The sequence below is a fragment of the Nocardioides hungaricus genome, assembly GCF_054782915.1.
On record NZ_BAAGRO010000015.1, the window covers coordinates 25,414 to 43,071 of the forward strand.

General features: G+C 67.6%; 16 protein-coding genes. 8 read left to right on the forward strand and 8 right to left on the reverse strand.

Annotated elements, in window-relative coordinates; all coding sequences use genetic code 11:
* Positions 1–257: 257 nt before the first annotated feature.
* The 3 genes from ACYVKX_RS04955 to ACYVKX_RS04965 all read left to right on the forward strand — a co-directional run bounded on the left by ACYVKX_RS04955 (position 258) and on the right by ACYVKX_RS04965 (position 3,312).
* The gene (locus tag ACYVKX_RS04955) at positions 258–1,169 is read left to right on the forward strand and encodes a class I fructose-bisphosphate aldolase (RefSeq protein WP_460829520.1); all 912 of its coding nucleotides are present in this window, start codon (positions 258–260) and stop codon (positions 1,167–1,169) included.
* 183 nt (positions 1,170–1,352) lie between these two features.
* Positions 1,353–2,426: a class 1 fructose-bisphosphatase gene (locus ACYVKX_RS04960; protein WP_460829521.1), complete on the forward strand. Its 1,074-nt coding sequence runs from the start codon at positions 1,353–1,355 to the stop codon at positions 2,424–2,426.
* 10 nt (positions 2,427–2,436) lie between these two features.
* The gene (locus ACYVKX_RS04965; protein WP_460829522.1) at positions 2,437–3,312 is read left to right on the forward strand and encodes a phosphoribulokinase; all 876 of its coding nucleotides are present in this window, start codon (positions 2,437–2,439) and stop codon (positions 3,310–3,312) included.
* Between the two features lie 105 nt (positions 3,313–3,417).
* Here the strand turns inward: ACYVKX_RS04965 and ACYVKX_RS04970 are convergent, their stop codons facing one another.
* The 5 genes from ACYVKX_RS04970 to rpe are packed head-to-tail and all read right to left on the reverse strand — an operon-like array spanning position 3,418 to position 9,410.
* Positions 3,418–4,524, reverse strand: coding sequence for a pyridoxal-phosphate-dependent aminotransferase family protein (locus ACYVKX_RS04970; RefSeq protein WP_460829524.1), 1,107 nt, complete (start codon positions 4,522–4,524; stop codon positions 3,418–3,420).
* Between the two features lie 17 nt (positions 4,525–4,541).
* Positions 4,542–5,924, reverse strand: a complete 1,383-nt coding sequence (locus tag ACYVKX_RS04975; RefSeq protein ID WP_460829525.1) for an FAD-binding oxidoreductase — start codon at positions 5,922–5,924, stop codon at positions 4,542–4,544.
* 20 nt (positions 5,925–5,944) lie between these two features.
* A complete protein-coding gene (locus ACYVKX_RS04980; RefSeq protein WP_460829526.1) occupies positions 5,945–6,652 on the reverse strand; it encodes an HAD-IA family hydrolase in 708 nt (235 codons plus the stop codon).
* Positions 6,649–8,571, reverse strand: coding sequence for a transketolase (gene tkt / locus ACYVKX_RS04985; RefSeq protein WP_460829527.1), 1,923 nt, complete (start codon positions 8,569–8,571; stop codon positions 6,649–6,651). The genes ACYVKX_RS04980 and tkt overlap by 4 nt, the downstream gene beginning before the upstream one ends.
* The gene (gene rpe / locus ACYVKX_RS04990; RefSeq protein ID WP_460829528.1) at positions 8,568–9,410 is read right to left on the reverse strand and encodes a ribulose-phosphate 3-epimerase; all 843 of its coding nucleotides are present in this window, start codon (positions 9,408–9,410) and stop codon (positions 8,568–8,570) included. Before rpe ends, tkt begins: the two co-directional genes overlap by 4 nt.
* A 35-nt stretch (positions 9,411–9,445) precedes the next feature.
* On the opposite strand from rpe, the gene ACYVKX_RS04995 reads away from it, so the two are divergent.
* Together ACYVKX_RS04995 and ACYVKX_RS05000 are read left to right on the forward strand one after the other, a co-directional pair.
* Positions 9,446–10,114 carry a response regulator gene (locus tag ACYVKX_RS04995; protein WP_460829529.1) on the forward strand — a complete coding sequence of 223 codons (669 nt, stop codon included), beginning with the start codon at positions 9,446–9,448 and terminating at the stop codon, positions 10,112–10,114.
* Positions 10,111–11,283, forward strand: a complete 1,173-nt coding sequence (locus ACYVKX_RS05000; protein ID WP_460829530.1) for a GAF domain-containing sensor histidine kinase — start codon at positions 10,111–10,113, stop codon at positions 11,281–11,283. Before ACYVKX_RS04995 ends, ACYVKX_RS05000 begins: the two co-directional genes overlap by 4 nt.
* A 38-nt stretch (positions 11,284–11,321) precedes the next feature.
* Here the strand turns inward: ACYVKX_RS05000 and ACYVKX_RS05005 are convergent, their stop codons facing one another.
* Positions 11,322–12,293: a class I fructose-bisphosphate aldolase gene (locus ACYVKX_RS05005; protein WP_460829532.1), complete on the reverse strand. Its 972-nt coding sequence runs from the start codon at positions 12,291–12,293 to the stop codon at positions 11,322–11,324.
* A 34-nt stretch (positions 12,294–12,327) separates the two neighbouring features.
* Positions 12,328–13,239: a LysR family transcriptional regulator gene (locus ACYVKX_RS05010; RefSeq protein WP_460829534.1), complete on the reverse strand. Its 912-nt coding sequence runs from the start codon at positions 13,237–13,239 to the stop codon at positions 12,328–12,330.
* A gap of 101 nt (positions 13,240–13,340) precedes the next feature.
* Here ACYVKX_RS05010 and ACYVKX_RS05015 point away from each other — a divergent pair, with 101 nt between their 5' ends.
* The 3 genes from ACYVKX_RS05015 to ACYVKX_RS05025 are packed head-to-tail and all read left to right on the forward strand — an operon-like array spanning position 13,341 to position 16,253.
* Complete coding sequence (locus ACYVKX_RS05015; RefSeq protein ID WP_460829535.1) at positions 13,341–14,798, forward strand: form I ribulose bisphosphate carboxylase large subunit; 1,458 nt, start codon at positions 13,341–13,343, stop codon at positions 14,796–14,798.
* A 26-nt stretch (positions 14,799–14,824) separates the two neighbouring features.
* Entirely contained in the window at positions 14,825–15,253 is a 429-nt protein-coding gene (locus ACYVKX_RS05020; RefSeq protein WP_460829536.1) for a ribulose bisphosphate carboxylase small subunit, read from the forward strand.
* A 4-nt stretch (positions 15,254–15,257) separates the two neighbouring features.
* Positions 15,258–16,253, forward strand: a complete 996-nt coding sequence (locus ACYVKX_RS05025; RefSeq protein WP_460829537.1) for an AAA family ATPase — start codon at positions 15,258–15,260, stop codon at positions 16,251–16,253.
* Positions 16,254–16,539: 286 nt separating this feature from the next.
* On the opposite strand, the gene ACYVKX_RS05030 is transcribed toward ACYVKX_RS05025, so the two are convergent.
* On the reverse strand, positions 16,540–17,214 hold the full coding sequence (locus tag ACYVKX_RS05030; protein WP_460829538.1) for an HAD family hydrolase: 675 nt from the start codon (positions 17,212–17,214) through the stop codon (positions 16,540–16,542).
* Between the last annotated feature and the right edge of the window lie 444 nt (positions 17,215–17,658).

Here is a 17,658-nt window from a genome sequence, read left to right on the forward strand (position 1 = left end):
CCTGCCGGGGGAGCGGGTGGGTGAGGTCTCCAGACTTCGGGGCCCACGACATGTCAGGTACGAGGTCACCCCCGACCTCACCCCCGACCTCACCCCCGACCTCACCCCCGACCTCACCCTGGGGGTGGTGGACGCGCGGTTCCGCCGGTCCGAAGGTGGAGATCCACCGATTCCAGGGAGATCGCCATGACCAACGGCCGCATCCGCACCCTCCTGATCAGCACCGTTCGGCACGTCCTCGAAGCGCAGCCGGCCTCATGACTCCCGAACGCATCGCCGCGCGCCTGTTCACTCCGGGGAAGGGTCTGCTCGCGGTCGACGAGCACCTCGATCGCATCTCGACCGACACCGATGGGAGAGCCGAGTTCGAGGCCCAGGGCCACCGAGCGATGCTGCTCGAGACCCCCGAACTCGATCAGTGGATCTCGGGCGTGCTGGTCGCGCCCGAGGGGTTGACCCAGTGCCGCGGGGCCGCGCCCACGGGAATCGTGGTCGGGGTGCGCCTCGACGCGCATCGGGCAGAACGCGACCTGGGCGACCTTGTTCGAGATGGTGCCAGCTTCGTGAAGTGGCGGGCAGATCTCGACCCCTTCACGACGACCGGACCGGCGGCGTACGTCGACACGACCCTGCTCGCTGAACGGGCCGCGGCCAGCCTTGAGGTGGGCCTGCTGCCGATGCTGGACATTGCGATGCCCAACCAGTGCTCGCACAGTCATGCGGTGGCGATGGCGGTCACCGGCAACGCCATCCGGGCGCTGGACAGAGCGCTGGCCGCTGCGTCCGTCCCCGCGAGCCAGGTGGTGATCAGGATGAACTTCGTGCGGCCGGGCGTGTGGCACGACGATCCGGCCGACCCGGAGCTCGTGGCCCAAACCACCATTCAGCTGCTCAGGGAGCATGTTCCCCCCACCCTCGCGGGGGTGATGTTCATGTCGACAGGGCTGGACAACGACGTTGCCTGTGCCTCCCTGGGTGCCGTGAGCGGCCAAGCGGCGGAGGCAGGACTGCGTCTGCCGATCACGTTCGCGTTCGGGCGCGCACTGGTCGCCCCGGCCACCCTTGCCTGGACGAGCCAGGATGGGGGCATCATTTCCGGCCAGGCTGCCCTCAGTGCGTCGTGCCGCGCCGCTGCCCAGGCACTCCACCCCGCCGCCAAGGGGGGATGAGCCCGCGCCACGACGCGAACCTAGGTAGGTCCCAGACCTGTCGGCCTCCCACAGGCGCTGTCCAGGCCGATCCACCCCTCCGGCCACCCCTCGGATGGATGCCGGGCCACCGGCCCCGCTGGTTTGCTCGGTCCAGGTCGCACGCACCCGTCGTCCCCGCCACCTTCCTTTGAGGAGTTCATGATGCTGATCGAACGCACCACGCTCGCGCAGTTCCTCATCGAGGAGCGTCGCCGTCACCTCGAGTCGAGCGGCGAACTCAACTCGCTCATCCTCGACGTCGCTCTGGCCTGCAAGGCGGTCGCGAAGCGGATGGCCACCGGCGCCCTCACCGATGTGATCGGCAAGGCGGGGGCCGTCAACGTCCAGGGTGAGCAGCAGCAGAAGCTGGACATCGTCGCCAACGACATCTTCCTGTCCGTCAACGAAGGCACCGGAAATGTGGCCGGGATGGCATCCGAAGAGCTGGATGACCCCTACCTGATCCCGGCCGCCTATCCACGCGGCAAGTACCTCCTTGCCTTCGATCCGCTCGACGGCTCCTCCAACATCGACGTCAACGTCTCGGTGGGCAGCATCTTCTCGATCCTGCGCGCGACCACCGCGGGGGAGGACCCCGAGGTCGAGGACTTCCTCCAACCGGGGACCCAGCAGGTCGCAGCCGGGTACGCCGTCTACGGTCCGGCCACCGTCCTGGTGATCACCGTCGGGAGGGGCGTGCACGTCTTCACCCTGGACCCGAGTCTTGGCGAGTTCTTTCTCACCGAGGTAGACCTCACCCTCCCCGAGTCCACCTCGGAGTACGCCGTCAACAGCTCCAATCAGCGCTTCTGGGAGCCGGCGGTTCTGCGCTACGTGAGCGAGTGCCTCCAAGGGGTCAACGGCCCGCGCGAACGGGACTTCAACATGCGCTGGGTCGCGTCCCTGGTTGCCGAAACGCATCGGATCCTCACCCGCGGCGGAGTCTTCCTGTATCCGCGCGACACCAAGGACTCCGACAAGGCAGGCCGGCTGCGCCTCCTGTATGAGGCGAACCCGATCGCGATGCTGATCGAGCAGGCAGGTGGCCGCGCCACGACCGGCTACGAACGCGTCCTGGACGTCAAGCCGAAGGACCTGCACCAGCGCATCGGCTTCATCTTCGGCAGCCGCGAGGAAGTGGAGCGCATCGAGCGCTATCACGCCGAGCCGGCCGACGCGGCGGCCGACAACCACCCGCTCTACGGCTTGCGCGGTCTGTTCCGCGTCAACACCTGAGGAGGTCCCCATGTCCGTCAAGCACCCAGTCGTTGCCATCACCGGTTCGTCCGGCGCCGGAACCACCTCGGTGATGCGCACGTTCGAGCAGATCTTCCGTCGCGAGCACGTCAATGCGGCCTTCGTCGAGGGCGACAGCTTCCACAGGTTCGACCGCGTGGAGATGAAGGCGGAGATGGCGCGTGCGCTGGCCGAGGGTGACCACACCTTCAGCCACTTCGGGCCCGAGGCTAACCTCTTCGGGGAACTTGAGGAGCTGTTCCGGGTGTACGGCGAAACGGGCACCGGCAAGCTGCGCAAGTATCTCCACAGCGACGAGGAAGCGGCGCCGTACAACCAGGAGCCGGGCACGTTCACGCCTTGGGAGGAGATCCCTGCTGGCACCGATCTGCTCTTCTACGAGGGTCTGCACGGCGCGGTGGCCACCGAGACGGTCAATGTCGCGCAATTCACCGATCTGCTGATCGGTGTAGTGCCGGTCATCAACCTCGAGTGGACGCAGAAAGTACAACGCGACAAGTCCCAGCGCGGCTACTCCGCGGAGGCGGTCACCGAGACCATCCTGCGCCGGATGGACGACTATGTGAACTACATGTGCCCACAGTTCTCCCGCACGCACGTGAACTTCCAGCGGGTCCCAATCGTGGACACGTCCAACCCCTTCATCGCGCGGACCATCCCAAGCCAAGACGAGTCGATGCTCGTGATCAGATTTGCCAACCCGCGCGGGATCGACTTCCCCTACCTGCTCTCGATGCTGCATGACTCGTTCATGTCGCGGCCGAACACCATCGTGTGCCCCGGCGGGAAGATGGACCTGGCCATGCAGCTGATCTTCACGCCGATGCTGTGGCGGCTGCTCGAGCACCGCGACAAGGCCCGCTGAGCCCATCAACGCCATCGTCCCCGCGCTAGGAGGATCCCGTGGCCATTCAACAGCCGTGAACGGCTTGGGCAGCGGGCGGAACCCGACCAGGCCGACCGACGCTAACTAGCGTCCCAGCACTTCCGCCAGGGCGCCGAGCACCATGGTGACCGCGTCCGGTCGCGCGTTGGGACCCATCAGACCGATGCGCCACACCGAGCTGGCGAACTCGCCGACCCCGGCGCCGATCTCGATGTCGTAGCGGTTCAGCAGGGTGCGCCGGACCGCGGCCGAGTCGACATCGGCCGGCACTTTGACCGCGGTGAGGTCGGGCAGCCGTGAACCCTTTTCTGCGAACAACTCGAGGCCCATGGCCTCGAGCCCGTCCTGAAGAGCCTGGCCCGCCGCCGCATGCCTGGCCCACACGTTCGGCAATCCCTCGTGGAGGATCCTGCCGAGGCCGGCGTGGAGCGACGTGACCATCGCGACGGGCGCCGTGTGGTGGTACGTGCGGCCACCTCCTTTCGACACCGCCTCGCCGGCGTAGCCCCCGATGAGACCGAGGTCGAGGTACCAGGACTGCGGGCGTTCGACGCGACGCGCGAACGCGCGATCGTTGATGGTGAACGGAGCAAGTCCCGGTGCGACGCCCAGGCACTTCTGAGTGCCGGCGTAGCCCACGTCAATGCCCCAGTCGTCGGCCCGTAGCTTGAGGCCGCCGATGGAGGTCACCGCGTCGACGACCAGGAGTGCGTCCCCGGCCGCGCGCACGGCTTCACCCAGCGCCGCGATGTCGGATTGGACCCCCGTCGACGTCTCGGCGTGCACTGCGGCCACGAGTGTGGGCGAAGGGTGGGCGGCCAGCACTCGCTCGGGATCGACGGGGGTGCCCCACGTGTGCTCAACAGGGACCACGTGGGCGCCGCATCGCCTCGCCACTTCGCACATCCGCTGCCCGAACAGGCCGTTGACCGCGACGACCACGACGTCGTCGGGCCGTACGGTGTTGACGAAGGCCGCCTCCATGCCCGCCGACCCTGTTGCCGAGAGCGGAAGCGTGCGTACGTTGGCGGTGCCCCACGCCTCCCGGAGGCGATCACAGGTCTCGTCCATGATCGCGATGAAGGCCGGATCGAGGTGACCGAGCAACGGCCGGGCCAGACCCTCCGTCGCCTCCGGGTAGGGGTTGGTCGGGCCGGGACCGAACAGGTGGCGTCTGACGATGGGTGTCATCTCTCTCCTCGTTGGCACTACAGGACTGCGCCGGGGTTTAGGATGCCGTCGGGGTCGAGAGCATCCTTGATGCGTTTCGTCAGTGTCATCACGTCGGCACCGAGCTGGTCGGGCAGTGCGGCCTTCTTCGCGCGTCCCACTCCGTGCTCCCCGGTGATGGTCCCGCCGAGCGCGATCGCGATCGTCATCACCTCGTCGAACGCCTGACGCGCCCGGACCGCGGCACCGGGATCCGCGGCGTCGTACACGATGATCGGGTGGGTGTTTCCGTCGCCGGCATGGGCCACGACGGCGATCTCCACGGCGCAGCGCTTCGCGATGCCGGCCACTCCGTCGACGAGGTCGGGCAGCAGCGGCACCGGGACGCCGACGTCCTCAAACAGCACGCTCCCGCGCTGCTCGAGAGCGAGGAACGCGTTGCGGCGGGCTGCGACGAACATCTGGGCCTCGTCGGCGTTGGTAGTCGTGAAGACGTCCGTCGCGCCTTCCTGCTCGCAGTGCTCGCGGATCAGGTCAATCTCGGTCTTGCACGACGGGCCGGACGCATCCGACTGCGCGATCAGCAGTGCGCCGGTCGAACGGTCGAGTCCGTGGGAGCGCCAGTCCTCGACGGCGTTGATGGTGGTGTTGTCCATCAGCTCCAGCATCGAGCAACGCACGCGGCTGCGGATCGCCACCACGGCCCGCGCTGCGGCGGCCATGGTCGGGAAAGCACTGACCAGAGCCGCGCCTGCGGTCTGGGCAGGGATCAACCGCAGAGTCGCCCGGGTGATCACGCCGAGGGTGCCCTCGCTGCCGACGAACAGCTTCAGCAGCGACAGCCCGGCGACGTCCTTGATCTGCTTGCCGCCCAGCGTGACGAGCGTGCCGTCGGCCAGGACGACGTCCATGCCGAGGACGTAGTCGGTCGTCACGCCGTACTTCACGCAGCACAGGCCGCCGGCGTTGGTGGCGAGGTTGCCACCGATCGAGCAGATCTCATACGACGAGGGATCGGGCGGGTACCACAGGCCGTGCTCGGCAGCTGCTCGCTTGACGTCCGCATTCAGCGCCCCCGGGTCGACGATCGCGACCTGGCAGGCGGGGTCGATTTCGATGTGTCGCATCCGGTCCAACGAGATCGTGATCCCGCCGTCGACGGCCGAGGACCCGCCCGATAGGCCTGTGCCGGCGCCACGCGGGACCACGGGCACCCGGTGCGCGGCCGCCCAGCGCACTGCCTGTTGCACGTGGCTGGCGTTGCCGGCGCGTACGACGGCGATCGGCATCCCGGCCGACCCGTCCCGCGCGAAGTCCTCGCGGTACTTGTCCATCTCGTCGGCGCCCGTCACCACCACCCCGTCGGGGAGCTGGCTGACGAGCTCGGCGACGGCCTCGGCGACGGCCTCGGCGATCTGCATTGTCCTGAGTGTGCAAGCGATCAGGCCGGGCGGGCCGCCGCTCGAAGCCGGTCCCGGAACCAGGCCGTGAACGCGGGGTCCCCGGCGTCAGGGGCCACCAGCGTCGCTGCGGACAGGTCGTCGTCACGGGTGTAGGTGTTGTAGGTGGCCACGCAGACCAGGCCTGCGGCCACGGCCGCGCGTACGCCGTTCGCCGAGTCCTCGACCGCCACGACCCCCTCCGGTGCGGTGCCGTGCTGGCGCAGCACCTCGAGGTAGACGGCGGGGCTGGGCTTGAGGTCTGGCACCTCGGTCCCGGTCACGACGAGTCCGAAGCGGTCTCCGAAAACCCGGTCGAGCAGGGGCTCCACCCAGGCGCGGGTGCCGGTGGTGGCGACGTGCATCGGCACCCCGTGAGTCGCGAGCTCACCGATCAGTTCGTGAACCCCCGGCCGCGCCTGGATGCGCCCCGCCTCGACGAGGTCGCGCATGATTGCGGTCTTGCGCTTGTGCAACGCGGCGGCCAGCTCGCGCGCCTCGCCAGAGGGTCGGCCGGCGCGCTCGAACCAGTGCACCATCCTCTGGACGCCGCCGGGGATGCGGAGCAGGTCGCCGTAGGTCCTGACATCCCACCGGTCGGGCAACCCCGCCTCGTCGAACGCCGCGTTAAACGCCACCCGGTGGCCGTCACGCTCACTGTCCACGAGGGTGCCGTCAACATCGAAGATGACCGCCGACAGGTCACTCATCGCGCAGCGAGGTGCGCGCGGATCCGCTCCGCGACTGTGTCGACGGTGAAGCCATGGTGAGCCATCACCTCATCACCGGGACCGCTGTCGCCGAATCCGTCGAGGCCGATGGCGAGGTCGACCAGGCCGGCCCAGCCGGCGGTTGCGCCGGCCTCGAGGCTCACCGTCGTGACCCCGGGGTCGGGCGCGTAGTGGGTTCGGTCCAGGACCGAGACGACGCGGGCGCCGTACCCCTCCTCGCGCAGGCGCTCGGCGACCGCCACGGCCAGGGACACCTCCGACCCGGTGGCCACGATCTGGACATCGGACTGGCCGTCCCCCTCGAAGCTGGACGGATCGAGCTGCGGCAGGCCCTGACGGGAGAGGATCAGCGCGGTCGGGCCGTCGGTGCGCTCCAGCGCCAGCCGCCAAGCCGCCGCGGTCTCCGCGTCGTCGGCAGGGCGCAAGACCTGCAGGCCGGGAATGATCCGCAGTGACTCCACGTGCTCGACGGGCTGGTGCGTGGGCCCGTCCTCGCCGACAGCGATCGAGTCGTGGGTGAGCACGTGGATCACGGGCTGATGCATCAGCGCGGCCAGGCGCAGGGCCGGACGCAGGTAGTCCGCGAAGACGAGGAAGGTACTGCCGAAGACCCGGAACCCGCCGTGCAGGCTGATCCCGTTCATGATCGCGGCCATCCCGAACTCACGGATACCGAACGCGATCGCGCGCCCCGCGTAATTGTCACGGGTGACCAGCTCGCCGAACGCCGTGCCGGTCGAGCCGGACAGATCGGCGGAACCGCCCACGAGCTCCGGCATGACCTCGCGCAGGGCATCCAGACAGGCCTGCGAGGACTGCCGGGTGGCCCGGGGCTTCTCGCCGACGGTCACGAGGAGTGCCTCGGCGACACCAGGAGGCAGCACCAGGTCGCGCGTACGGCGGAACTGCGCGGCCAGGTCAGGGTCGTCCTCCTCGAGTGCGGCGAACGCGGTGTCCCACGCTCCGTGCGCGTTGGCTCCTCCGGCGGCCACGGCGGCGCAGGTTTGCTGCACCTCGGCCGGCACCTCGAACGGGGCGTAGCCCCAGCCCGCGAGCCGCTTCGTCTCGGCCAGGACGTTCTCGCCGAGCGGGGAGCCGTGCGCCTTCGCCGTACCTTCGATCCCTGGTGCGCCGTGGCCGATGATGGTGCGGACGGCGATGAAACTGGGTCGCGGGTCGGCCTTGGCGCGGGTGATCGCCGCGTCGATCGCGGCCAGGTCGGTGCCGTCGACCGCGGCTTCGGTGTGCCAGCCGTAGGCCGCGAAGCGGGCGAGCTGGTCATCACCGGTGGAGCGCTCGACTCCCCCGTCGATGGTGATGGCGTTGTCGTCCCAGAGCACGATGAGTCGCCCCAGCCCGAGATGGCCGGCGAGAGACGCCGACTCGTGGCTGATGCCCTCCATCAGGCAGCCGTCGCCGACGATCGCGTAGGTGCGGTGGTCCGTCACCTCGGGGTACCGGGTGTGGGTCATCCGCTCGGCGAGAGCCAGGCCCACGGCCATGGCCAGCCCCTGGCCGAGCGGTCCGGTGGTGCACTCGACGCCGGCGGTGTGCCCGAACTCCGGGTGTCCCGGTGTGCGCGAGCCGAGCTGGCGGAAAGTCCGCAGCTCCTCGGTCGGCAGGTCGTAGCCGAAGATGTGCAGGAGGCCGTAGAGCAGCGCCGAGCCGTGGCCGGCCGACAGCACGAAGCGGTCACGGTCGGCCCAGGTCGGGTCGGCGGGGTCGTGGCGCAGGTGCCGACTCCACAGCGTCCATGCCATCGGCGCAGCACCCATGGGCATGCCGGGATGCCCCGAGTTGGCGGCCTGGACCATGTCGGCGGCCAGGAAGCGGAGGGTATCAATGGCCAGCTGGTCGGTCGAGACCGTCGTGGGCTCGGACTGCAGGACGTCGGTCATGGGGCACCTCGGAATGTCGTGATTAGGGGACTGGTCATGTTGGCGGCGGCGATCTCTCGGAGCCGGCTGACGGCGGCTGTCTTGCCGTCGGGGTAGGCGTACATCCACGAGCCTGAGATGAAGACGTCTGCGCCGGCGGCCGCCGCCCCGCGAACGGTCGAGTCGGTGATGCCGCCGTCAACCTCAAGCTCGATGTCGAGGCCGGACTCATCGATCATCCGGCGCAGGCTTGCGACCTTGGGCTCGACCGCAGAGATGTAAGCTTGGCCCCCGAAGCCCGGGTTGACCGTCATCGCAAGGACCAGGTCGGTCTCCTCCATGACATGCTGGAAAACTTCGGCCGGGGTGTGCGGGTTCAACGCGACCCCGCTGCGGGCGCCGAGTTCACGAATGCGGTGAAGCGTGCGGTGCAGGTGGGTGCACGCCTCGGAGTGCACGATGACGAGGTCACAGCCCGCGTCGACATACTTTCCCAGCAACTCGTCGGGATTGACGACCATGAGGTGCGCCTCGAAGCCGACCGAGCTGTGCGGGCGCGCTGCCGCGATCACGTCGGGACCGAAGGTGAGGTTGGGGACGAACACGCCGTCCATCACGTCCCACTGGATGCGGTCGACGCCGGACTCGCAGAGCGCGCGGACCTCGTCACCGATGCGGGCAAAGTCAGCGGGCAGCACGGAGGGCACGATGAGCGGACTATGGGTTCGGGTGTCGTTCGCGGCGGGCTGGGCCATCGGGATCGCTTCCCTTCTGGTCTGGTGCTTCCATTCGACCGCGCGCGTCGGTGTAGGGCACTCACCCACCTGGGTGGAGGTGCGGGTGAAATGCTCGACGGACATCCCCGTGGACCCGCTCCGATGACTAACCTTGTGCCATGCCGGAGATCGCCCCGAGCCCCCTGCGCCTCGTCCTCGTCGACGACCACGAGATGGTGCTGCAAGGTCTGTGCGCAATCTTCGGCCACTTCGCGGGAGATGTGCAGATTCTGGGCCAGTCGACCAACGCAACGGCTGCCGTCGCGCTTGTCGCGGATCTAAGCCCCGACGTGCTCTTGTGCGACGTGCGCATCGGCCAGGACAGCGGCCTCGACCTGTGCCGGCAGGTCACTACCCAGTACCCCGGCACCAAGGTCGTCCTGCTGACGGCGTACGACGACGATCACTACCTTTACCAGGCGCTCCGGGTCGGCGCCTCGGGGTACATCCTCAAGCGCATTGACGGACAGGACCTTGTAACAGATCTACTGTTGGTCCGTGAGGGGGAGACGGTCGTGGATCGCGCGTTGGCGGGTCGGGTGGCGTTCTCTGCCGCCAGGCTGAGTGCCGGGGAGTTCTGGTCGGGGGCGCATCTCGGGCTCACCCACCGCGAGTCCGAGGTTCTCGAGCTTATCGTCTCAGGTCATTCGAACAAGGGCGTAGCCAACAAGCTGGTGGTGAGCGAGGACACCGTGAAGAGCCACATTCGCGGCCTCTACCGAAAGCTCGGGGTCTCCGACCGCAGCGGTGCGACCGCGGTGGCGCTCCGGGAGGGCCTGTTCCGGTGAGGCCCGCCGGCGACGGTGTGCCCGACGCCCGACAGCTCGCGGAGCTGTTGGATGCGGACGGCGCGCTCCTATACGAGATCGACGACCAGAATCTCACCATCGCCGACATGTTCCCCCCGCATCCCTCCGCCGCATCCCTGGTGTTGCAGGTCGGTTTTGGCGTCACCGGCCGAGTGGCTCGCACGCAGCAGCCGGTGCTACTGGAGGCGGACTCTCCGCGCAACGCGCTCCATCGGCAGTTGCTCGGGCTCACGCCCGACAAGACGGTGGCGCGGATGTGCTTGCCGCTCCCGGGGGTCGACGGTCGGGTGATCGGCGTGCTTGCCGTGCACCGAAACTCGCGTCGCCCGTTCGGTGAGCCGGATCTGGTGGCCGCGGAGTCCGTGGTTGCCATGCTCGGTCTGCGCGTTCACGCGCAACAGCTCTTCCGGGCTGTCAGCCGGCACCGCACCGAGCGTGACCGGCTGATCCAGCAGGCAGTCCATGCCCAGGAGGCAGAGCGCCGCCGACTGGCGTTCGACCTGCACGACGGGGTCACCACGGCGTTGGCATCGATGTCGTTCCACCTCTCGGCTGCGGACCTCACCGTGTCCGAGCTCGCCTGCAGCGACGAGCCCGATCTAGCTGCTTGGGTCAGGGAACTGTACCGCGCGCGAGACGAGCTCTCCAATGCCCGGGCGCTCGCGGACCTGGCCTACAACCAGACCCGCGCGGCGATCGCCGGACTGCACAGCCTAGTCCTGGACGACCTCGGGCTGGTCGCGGCGATCGAATCGCTCGTGCAGACAGCGCAACGAGACGACGGGCCGGACATCCGGCTCGTCGTGGACCCCGAGGCGGACCTAGCCACGATCCCGGACCACGCGGCTGCGTCGCTCTACCGGATTGCCCAGGAGACGCTCGCCAACGCGATCAAGCACGCCGTAGCTGAGAAGATCACTCTTTCGCTACGACGCGTGAGCGACTCAATGATTCTAGGATGTGCCGACGACGGCCTGGGCTTCGACGTGGCGGACGCGCGTGCCTCCCGAGTGGGGAATTTGGACGGGGACCAGCACTTCGGCCTGAGCTCGGTCGCGGAGCGGTGTGCGGTGATCGGGGCCTCGTTGCGAATCGAGTCGGCGCCCGGTCGCGGGACCACCGTCTTGGTCGAGCTACCCCTGTCGTAGAAACAGGTTTCTGGTCCGTCGTTTCTTGTGTGTCCGACTCAGGCGGTGGCATCGGCGGCCCGACGACAGTTGTCGAGAAGTCGTTCCTGCGCAGCGTCGACGTTGGCCGGGTCTCCACCCCATCTGTTCAGTGCCGCACTCACCAGGGCCCGCCCGAACGAGAACGTCACGTCCCAGGGTCGGTTCGGAATCGCGCTGAGCTCCTTGAGGAAAGCGCACACGTCCTCCGTCGGGTGCCCCCCGGACAGGAATGCGATCCCGGGGACGGCCGATGGCACCGTCTCGCGAAGGATCTCGAAGGTTGCGGCGGCAACGACAGCCGCGCTGACCTTCGCCGCATCCAGGCCAGGCGTGACGAAGTTCGGCTTGAGCACGATGCCCTTCAGGTCGACGCTTGCGTCATCGAGCTCGCTGAAGACGACAGCGAGCGCCAGGCGGGTTGTGTCGGCGCATGCCACGATGTCGTGGTCGCCGGCGCAGAGCACCTCCGGTTCGACGATCGGAACGATGCCGTGCTCCTGGCACAGGGCCGCATAGCGAGCCAGCGCGTGCGCGTTGGCGCGAGCCGTGTGCTCGGTGGTCGTGGTGATTTCGATGACGGCTCGCCATTTGGCGAATGCGGCTCCACGTTCGGCGTATGACGACAGGCGAGCGCCGAGGCCGTCGAGCCCTTCCGTGATGAGGGCGCCGCCACCACCGGGCAACGGGGTGGTGCCGGTGTCGACCTTGATGCCGGGCAGGACTCCCAGTTCGCGGGCCGCGACCGGGAACGGGCGCCCATCGCTGAGCTCCTGACCAAACGTCTCGTCGGCAAGGATGATGCCACTGACCGCCGTCGAGAGTCCGGGAGCGGTGAGCAGGAGCTCGCGGTAGTCCCGGCGCGCGGCCTCACTGGCCGTGATGCCTCGCCCCTCGAGGCGGGCAGACATCGTCTTGATGGACTCGTCGGCGGCGAGGATGCCGCGGCCACCGTGGGTCAGTTCGCGGGCTGTGCTGTGGAGGATGCTCATGCCCGCAGCATGCGCAGGGCGCGGCGACGGGGACTCACCCCTTCGGGCGATCCCTGGTGTGAAACCTCGCTTCCCCCACGGCCTCCTCGTTGCTGACATGCCGCACGAACAACCGCGTCGCCGAATTCGGCTCGGCGCTGGTGCACAGGTGCCAGGGGCGGTCAAGGGGGGTGCCGGCCAGAGGATAGGTGGTGAGCTCCCCGCTTGAGACCTGGCCGCGCACGGCCTCTTCGTGCACGAGGGTCACGCCAAGCCCCTGCCGCGCAGCGGCCACGGCGGCCCCGGACGTGCCTAGGGTGAGGAGGGGAGGCCTGGCCTGGAGCCGGTTGAGGAGCGACAGCGCGGTGTCCCGCGTGCCTGAGCCGACGGCGGTGAGCAACCACGGCGTGCTCAACGGGTCACCGTCGAGGCCGGGGCGTCCGACCAGCAGCAGCCTGTTGGGGCGGCGGGCGCGGGTGATCAGGCCCGCGCCGCGCGGGGGCCGGCCGGCCAGCACCACGTCTACGTGGTGATCGGCGGCCAGCGCGAAGAGCTCGTCTCGTGGCAGCACCGACAGCGACAGCGCGACCTGGGGGTGCTCACGGGCGAAGGACGCGACCAGGGCAGGCAGGACGTATTCGCTCGCCGTCGCGACGGCTCCGATCCGCACGCGGCCGCGGTCCGCCTCGTGCACGGCTCCGGCCGCCTCGGCCAGCAGACCCAGCAGCTTGCGGACATAGGAGGCGAAGATGACTCCGGCGTCGGTGGGCACGATGCCGCGACCAGCCTTGGTGAAGAGGGGTACGCCGAGCACCGATTCCAGCGCGGTGATGGCGGCCGACACGGCAGGCGGCGTCACGTGGAGGGATTCGGCGGCCACCCGGACACTACCGCCGTCGTACACCGCAATGAACGTTTGCAGACGAGCCCAGGTGGCAGCTGCCGGGAGGTCCGTGGCTCTGGTCATAGCTAATCTATCTCTTAACTCTTGGCAGTGAAGAGTCAATTGTAGTTGACCAGTTGCGCCCACAGACTGGTCTCCCGCAGGCAACCGGAAAGGAAACTGCGATGACAACCATCGAAACGAGCACGGAGATCAAGGAACGCTGGGACCCAGGCGTCCAGAGCTATGCAGGCATGGGCTATTGGAACCCCGACTACGAGCCGAAGGAAACCGACATCCTCGCGGTCTTCCGGATGACGCCACAGGACGGCGTGGACAAGGTCGAGGCCGCCGCGGCGGTGGCGGGAGAGTCCTCGACCGCGACCTGGACCGTGGTCTGGACAGACCGGCTGACCGCCAACTCGCACTACCAGGCCAAGGCCTACAAGGTCGAGGACGTCCCGGGTCGTCCGGGCGAGTACTTCGCCTACATCGCCTACGACATCGACCTTTTCGAGGAGGGCTCGATCGCCAACCTTACCTCCTCGATCATCGGCAACGTGTTCGGGTTCAAACCCCTGAAGGCACTGCGGCTGGAGGACATGCGGATCCCGGTCGCTTACAAGAAGACCTTCCAAGGGCCTGCGCACGGCATCGTCATGGAGCGGGAGTTCCTCAACAAGTACGGACGCCCGCTGCTCGGCGCCACAATCAAGCCCAAGCTCGGCCTGTCGGCCCGGAACTACGGCCGTGTCGTCTACGAGGCCTGCAAGGGTGGCCTCGACTTCACCAAGGACGACGAGAACATCAACTCCCAGCCGTTCATGCGGTGGCGCGACCGGTTCCTCTTTGGCATGGAGGGCCTCAACAAGGCGATGGCCGAGACTGGTGAGCTGAAGGGTCACTACTTCAACATCACCGCGGGCACGATGGAGGAGATGTATCGCCGGGCGGAGTTCGCCAAGGAGATCGGCAGCATCATTGTGATGATCGACCTGACGATCGGCTACACCGCGATCCAGTCGATGGCGAACTGGTGCCGTCAGAACGGGCTGCTGCTTCACCTGCATCGGGCCGGACACTCGACCTACACCCGTCAGAAGACGCATGGTGTGAGCTTCCGAGTGATCTCGCAGTGGTGTCGACTGATGGGTGTCGACCACGTGCACGCCGGCACGGTCGTCGGCAAGCTAGAGGGGGATCCGGCCACCACGCGTGGCTTCTACGACACGCTGCGCGAGGACAAGGTCCCGACCAACTTGCAGAACGGCATCTTCTTCGACCAGGAGTGGGCATCGATACCGGGCGTCATGCCCGTCGCCTCGGGAGGCATCCACGCCGGGCAGATGCACCAACTGCTCGACCTCTTCCAGGACGACGTCATCCTGCAGTTCGGCGGCGGCACAATCGGACACCCCTACGGCATCGCCGCGGGCGCCGAGGCCAACCGGGTCGCGCTCGAAGCAATGGTCAAGGCCCGCAATGAGGGCAGGGACCTTCTGCGAGAAGGCCCCGACTTGCTCCGCAAGGCGGCCAAGACCTGCCAGCCACTGGAGGCCGCTCTCACCACCTGGGGCGAGGTCACCTTCGACTACACCAGCACCGACGCCCCCGACTTCGTCCCGACCGCGACCCCGTCCTGACCACAACTCATCGAGAGGAGCACACCATGAGCAAGATCCACTACGGTACCTTCTCCTACCTGCCAGATCTCACCGACGAGGAGATCGCGGCCCAGGTGAAGTACGCGCTCGACCACGAGTGGCCCGTGTCTATCGAGTACACCGACGACCCCCACCCCCGCAACATTTACTGGGAGATGTGGGGCCTGCCGATGTTCGACCTGATCGAGCCCGACGGCGTCCTCACGCAGATCAACGAGTGCCGGACCGCCAAGCCGGAGCACTACATCCGCGTGCTCGCCTACGACGCCAGGCTCGGCAAGCAGACGACCGCCATGTCGTTCCTAGTCCAGACCCCCACGAACGAGCCGGGCCTGCTGCTCGTGCGCCAGGACGCCCACGACCGAGTCCAGCATTATTCAGTGAAGTCTTACGCCACCGACCGGCCTACCGGAACGCGCTACGCGGGAGAGTGAAATCATGGCATCCCAGGGGTTCGGATATCCACCAACGGCCGCTACTGGTGGCGGACCGGCCGCCACCCCCGATGAGCAGACGGCCGAGGCCGTGATCCTCGCAGACGACGCCCAGCTGGATCTTGCCGCGGACGAGGCTGCAGCCAGGGTCGAGGAGACCCTGGCTGCCCTCGACGCGGAGCTGGTCGGGCTGGCATCGGTCAAGCGCAGGGTTCGGGAGATCGCCTCACTGCTCCAGGTCGACCGCGCGCGCGGCCAGTTCGGCCTATCGTCGTCGAAGCCCACCCTGCATATGAGCTTCACCGGTGGGCCGGGAACCGGCAAGACCACCGTGGCCATGCGGATGGCGGCGATTCTGCACGCGCTCGGCTACATCCGTGCGCCGCGGGTGCACGTTGTCACCCGCGACGATCTCGTCGGCCAATTTATCGGTCACACCGCGCCGAAGACAAAAGAGGCGATCGCCAAGGCAGCAGGGGGGATCCTCTTCATCGACGAGGCCTACTACCTTTTCCGTCCGGAAAACGAACGGGACTACGGACAGGAAGTCATCGAAATCTTGCTCACCGAAATGGAGAACGACCGTGGGAACCTCGTGGTCGTCTTCGCCGGCTATCCCGACCGGATGGCGACGTTCTTCTCGGCGAACCCCGGCCTCAGCTCCCGTGTCCCCCACCACATCGAGTTCGAGGACTACAACCACGACGAGTTGATGCAGATCGCTGAACTGATGGTCGCGGGGGAGAACTTCCGATTCGACGAGGAGGCACGCGAGGTCTTCTCGGAGTACCTCACCCTTCGGCGAGCTCGACCGAACTTCTCCAACGCACGCAGCGTCCGCAACGCGATCGAGCGGTGCCGGCTCCGTCAAGCGCGGCGACTTGTCGGGCTCGACCGTCCGCTGGGGAAGCAGGACCTGATCTTGCTGACCGCCGAGGACGTCCGCGGTAGCACCCTCTTCACCGATCGGGCCGAGGAGAGAGAAAGCTCCGCGGACTGAATCGGCGACGGCGCCGGTCCGGCTGCTCACCAAGGTCGAGGGGTCGACCGCGAGCTGGGGCCTCGGCGCGGCGCCTGGACGTGCGCTCGGCGGCTGTGCCCGGGCCTGTGGTCCGCGGCCATTGGCAGTCGCCAGCCCCTCCAAGAAGAGGTGCTCATGGCGTCCGAGCACCGGATACCGCGCAGCCGTGTGCACGAGCGTTTCGGTGCGCACCATATGGAGAAGCGTCGGCGGCGTTCCTTCGAGCCCCGGGGATCCTTCGCTGCCTGCGAGGAAGCCGGACCAGTCATGCTGTGAGCAGCCAGTCGAGCACCTGATGATCGTCGAGCCGGGCGCCAAGCCACGTGGCTGCGGAAAGATCATGGTGCTCGGTGAAGCCGTTGGGGATGCAGAGGCAGCGCAGTCCCGCACCCAGGGCTGCCTCGACCCCGAGTGGTGAAGCCTCCACTGCTACCGCGTGGTCGGGGTGAACATGCCCCAGGCGCAGAACCTCGCGGTGGGCATCGGGAGCCGGTTTTAAACGCCTCACCTCGCTATCCGTCACCATCACCTCGAAGGTGTCGCCAAAAAGTCGGCCCAGCAGTGGTTCGACCCAGATACGTGACCCAGTCGTCGCGACATGCATGCGCGCCCCTGCTTCGCGCAGCGAGCGCAACAGCCAGACAGCACCTGGGCGAGGTTGGATCCCTCCCGACAGGACCAAAGTGCGAAAGATCTCAATCTTGCGCCTGTGCAACTCGGCGGCCACCTTGTTCGCCTCGTGCTCGTCCCAGCCTTGTAGGCGCAACCATCGATCCAGTCGGCCGCCGCCCGTCACCGTGAGGAAGGCTGCGTATTCTTCCTCGTCCCACTGATACGGGAAACCGCTCTCCTTGAAGGCACAGTTGAAAGCCACCCGATGACGGTCTCTTACGCTGTCGACCAACGTCCCATCGACGTCGAAGATGACGTGCCGGGTCATCGTCATTGCCGCCGGTCGCCGTCAATCGTGGCACCGTCCGTAGAAAGGTATCGCTCCACCTCGGCGCGGCGGCGATCCGGCTCGGTGATCGGGTCATGGTTGGCGTTCGACCTGACCAACCGCGCGCCGATGCTGCGAACGCTCCGCCTCACGCAGAACCCGGTCTTGCTCTTGAAACGCGGCAGTGGGACTCCTGCGCGCAACAACAACGGGCGCCGAGGATGTCGTCCGGTAGGCGGGGAGATCAGGGAAGGCGTGGCCGCGTCGACGGGGCGATCCACTTGGCGGGCCGAGGCGAGTTCGTCTAGAGAGCCGGGACAGTATGCCTGGACAGGCGTGAGTACGGGTGCGATCGTGGGGGACGGCGCCGGGGTCACCGGAAGATGTCAAGGCTGGTGAGACAGTCGTTGTCTAGGCGGTCTGTATCAGGGCCTCCTGGGAGGG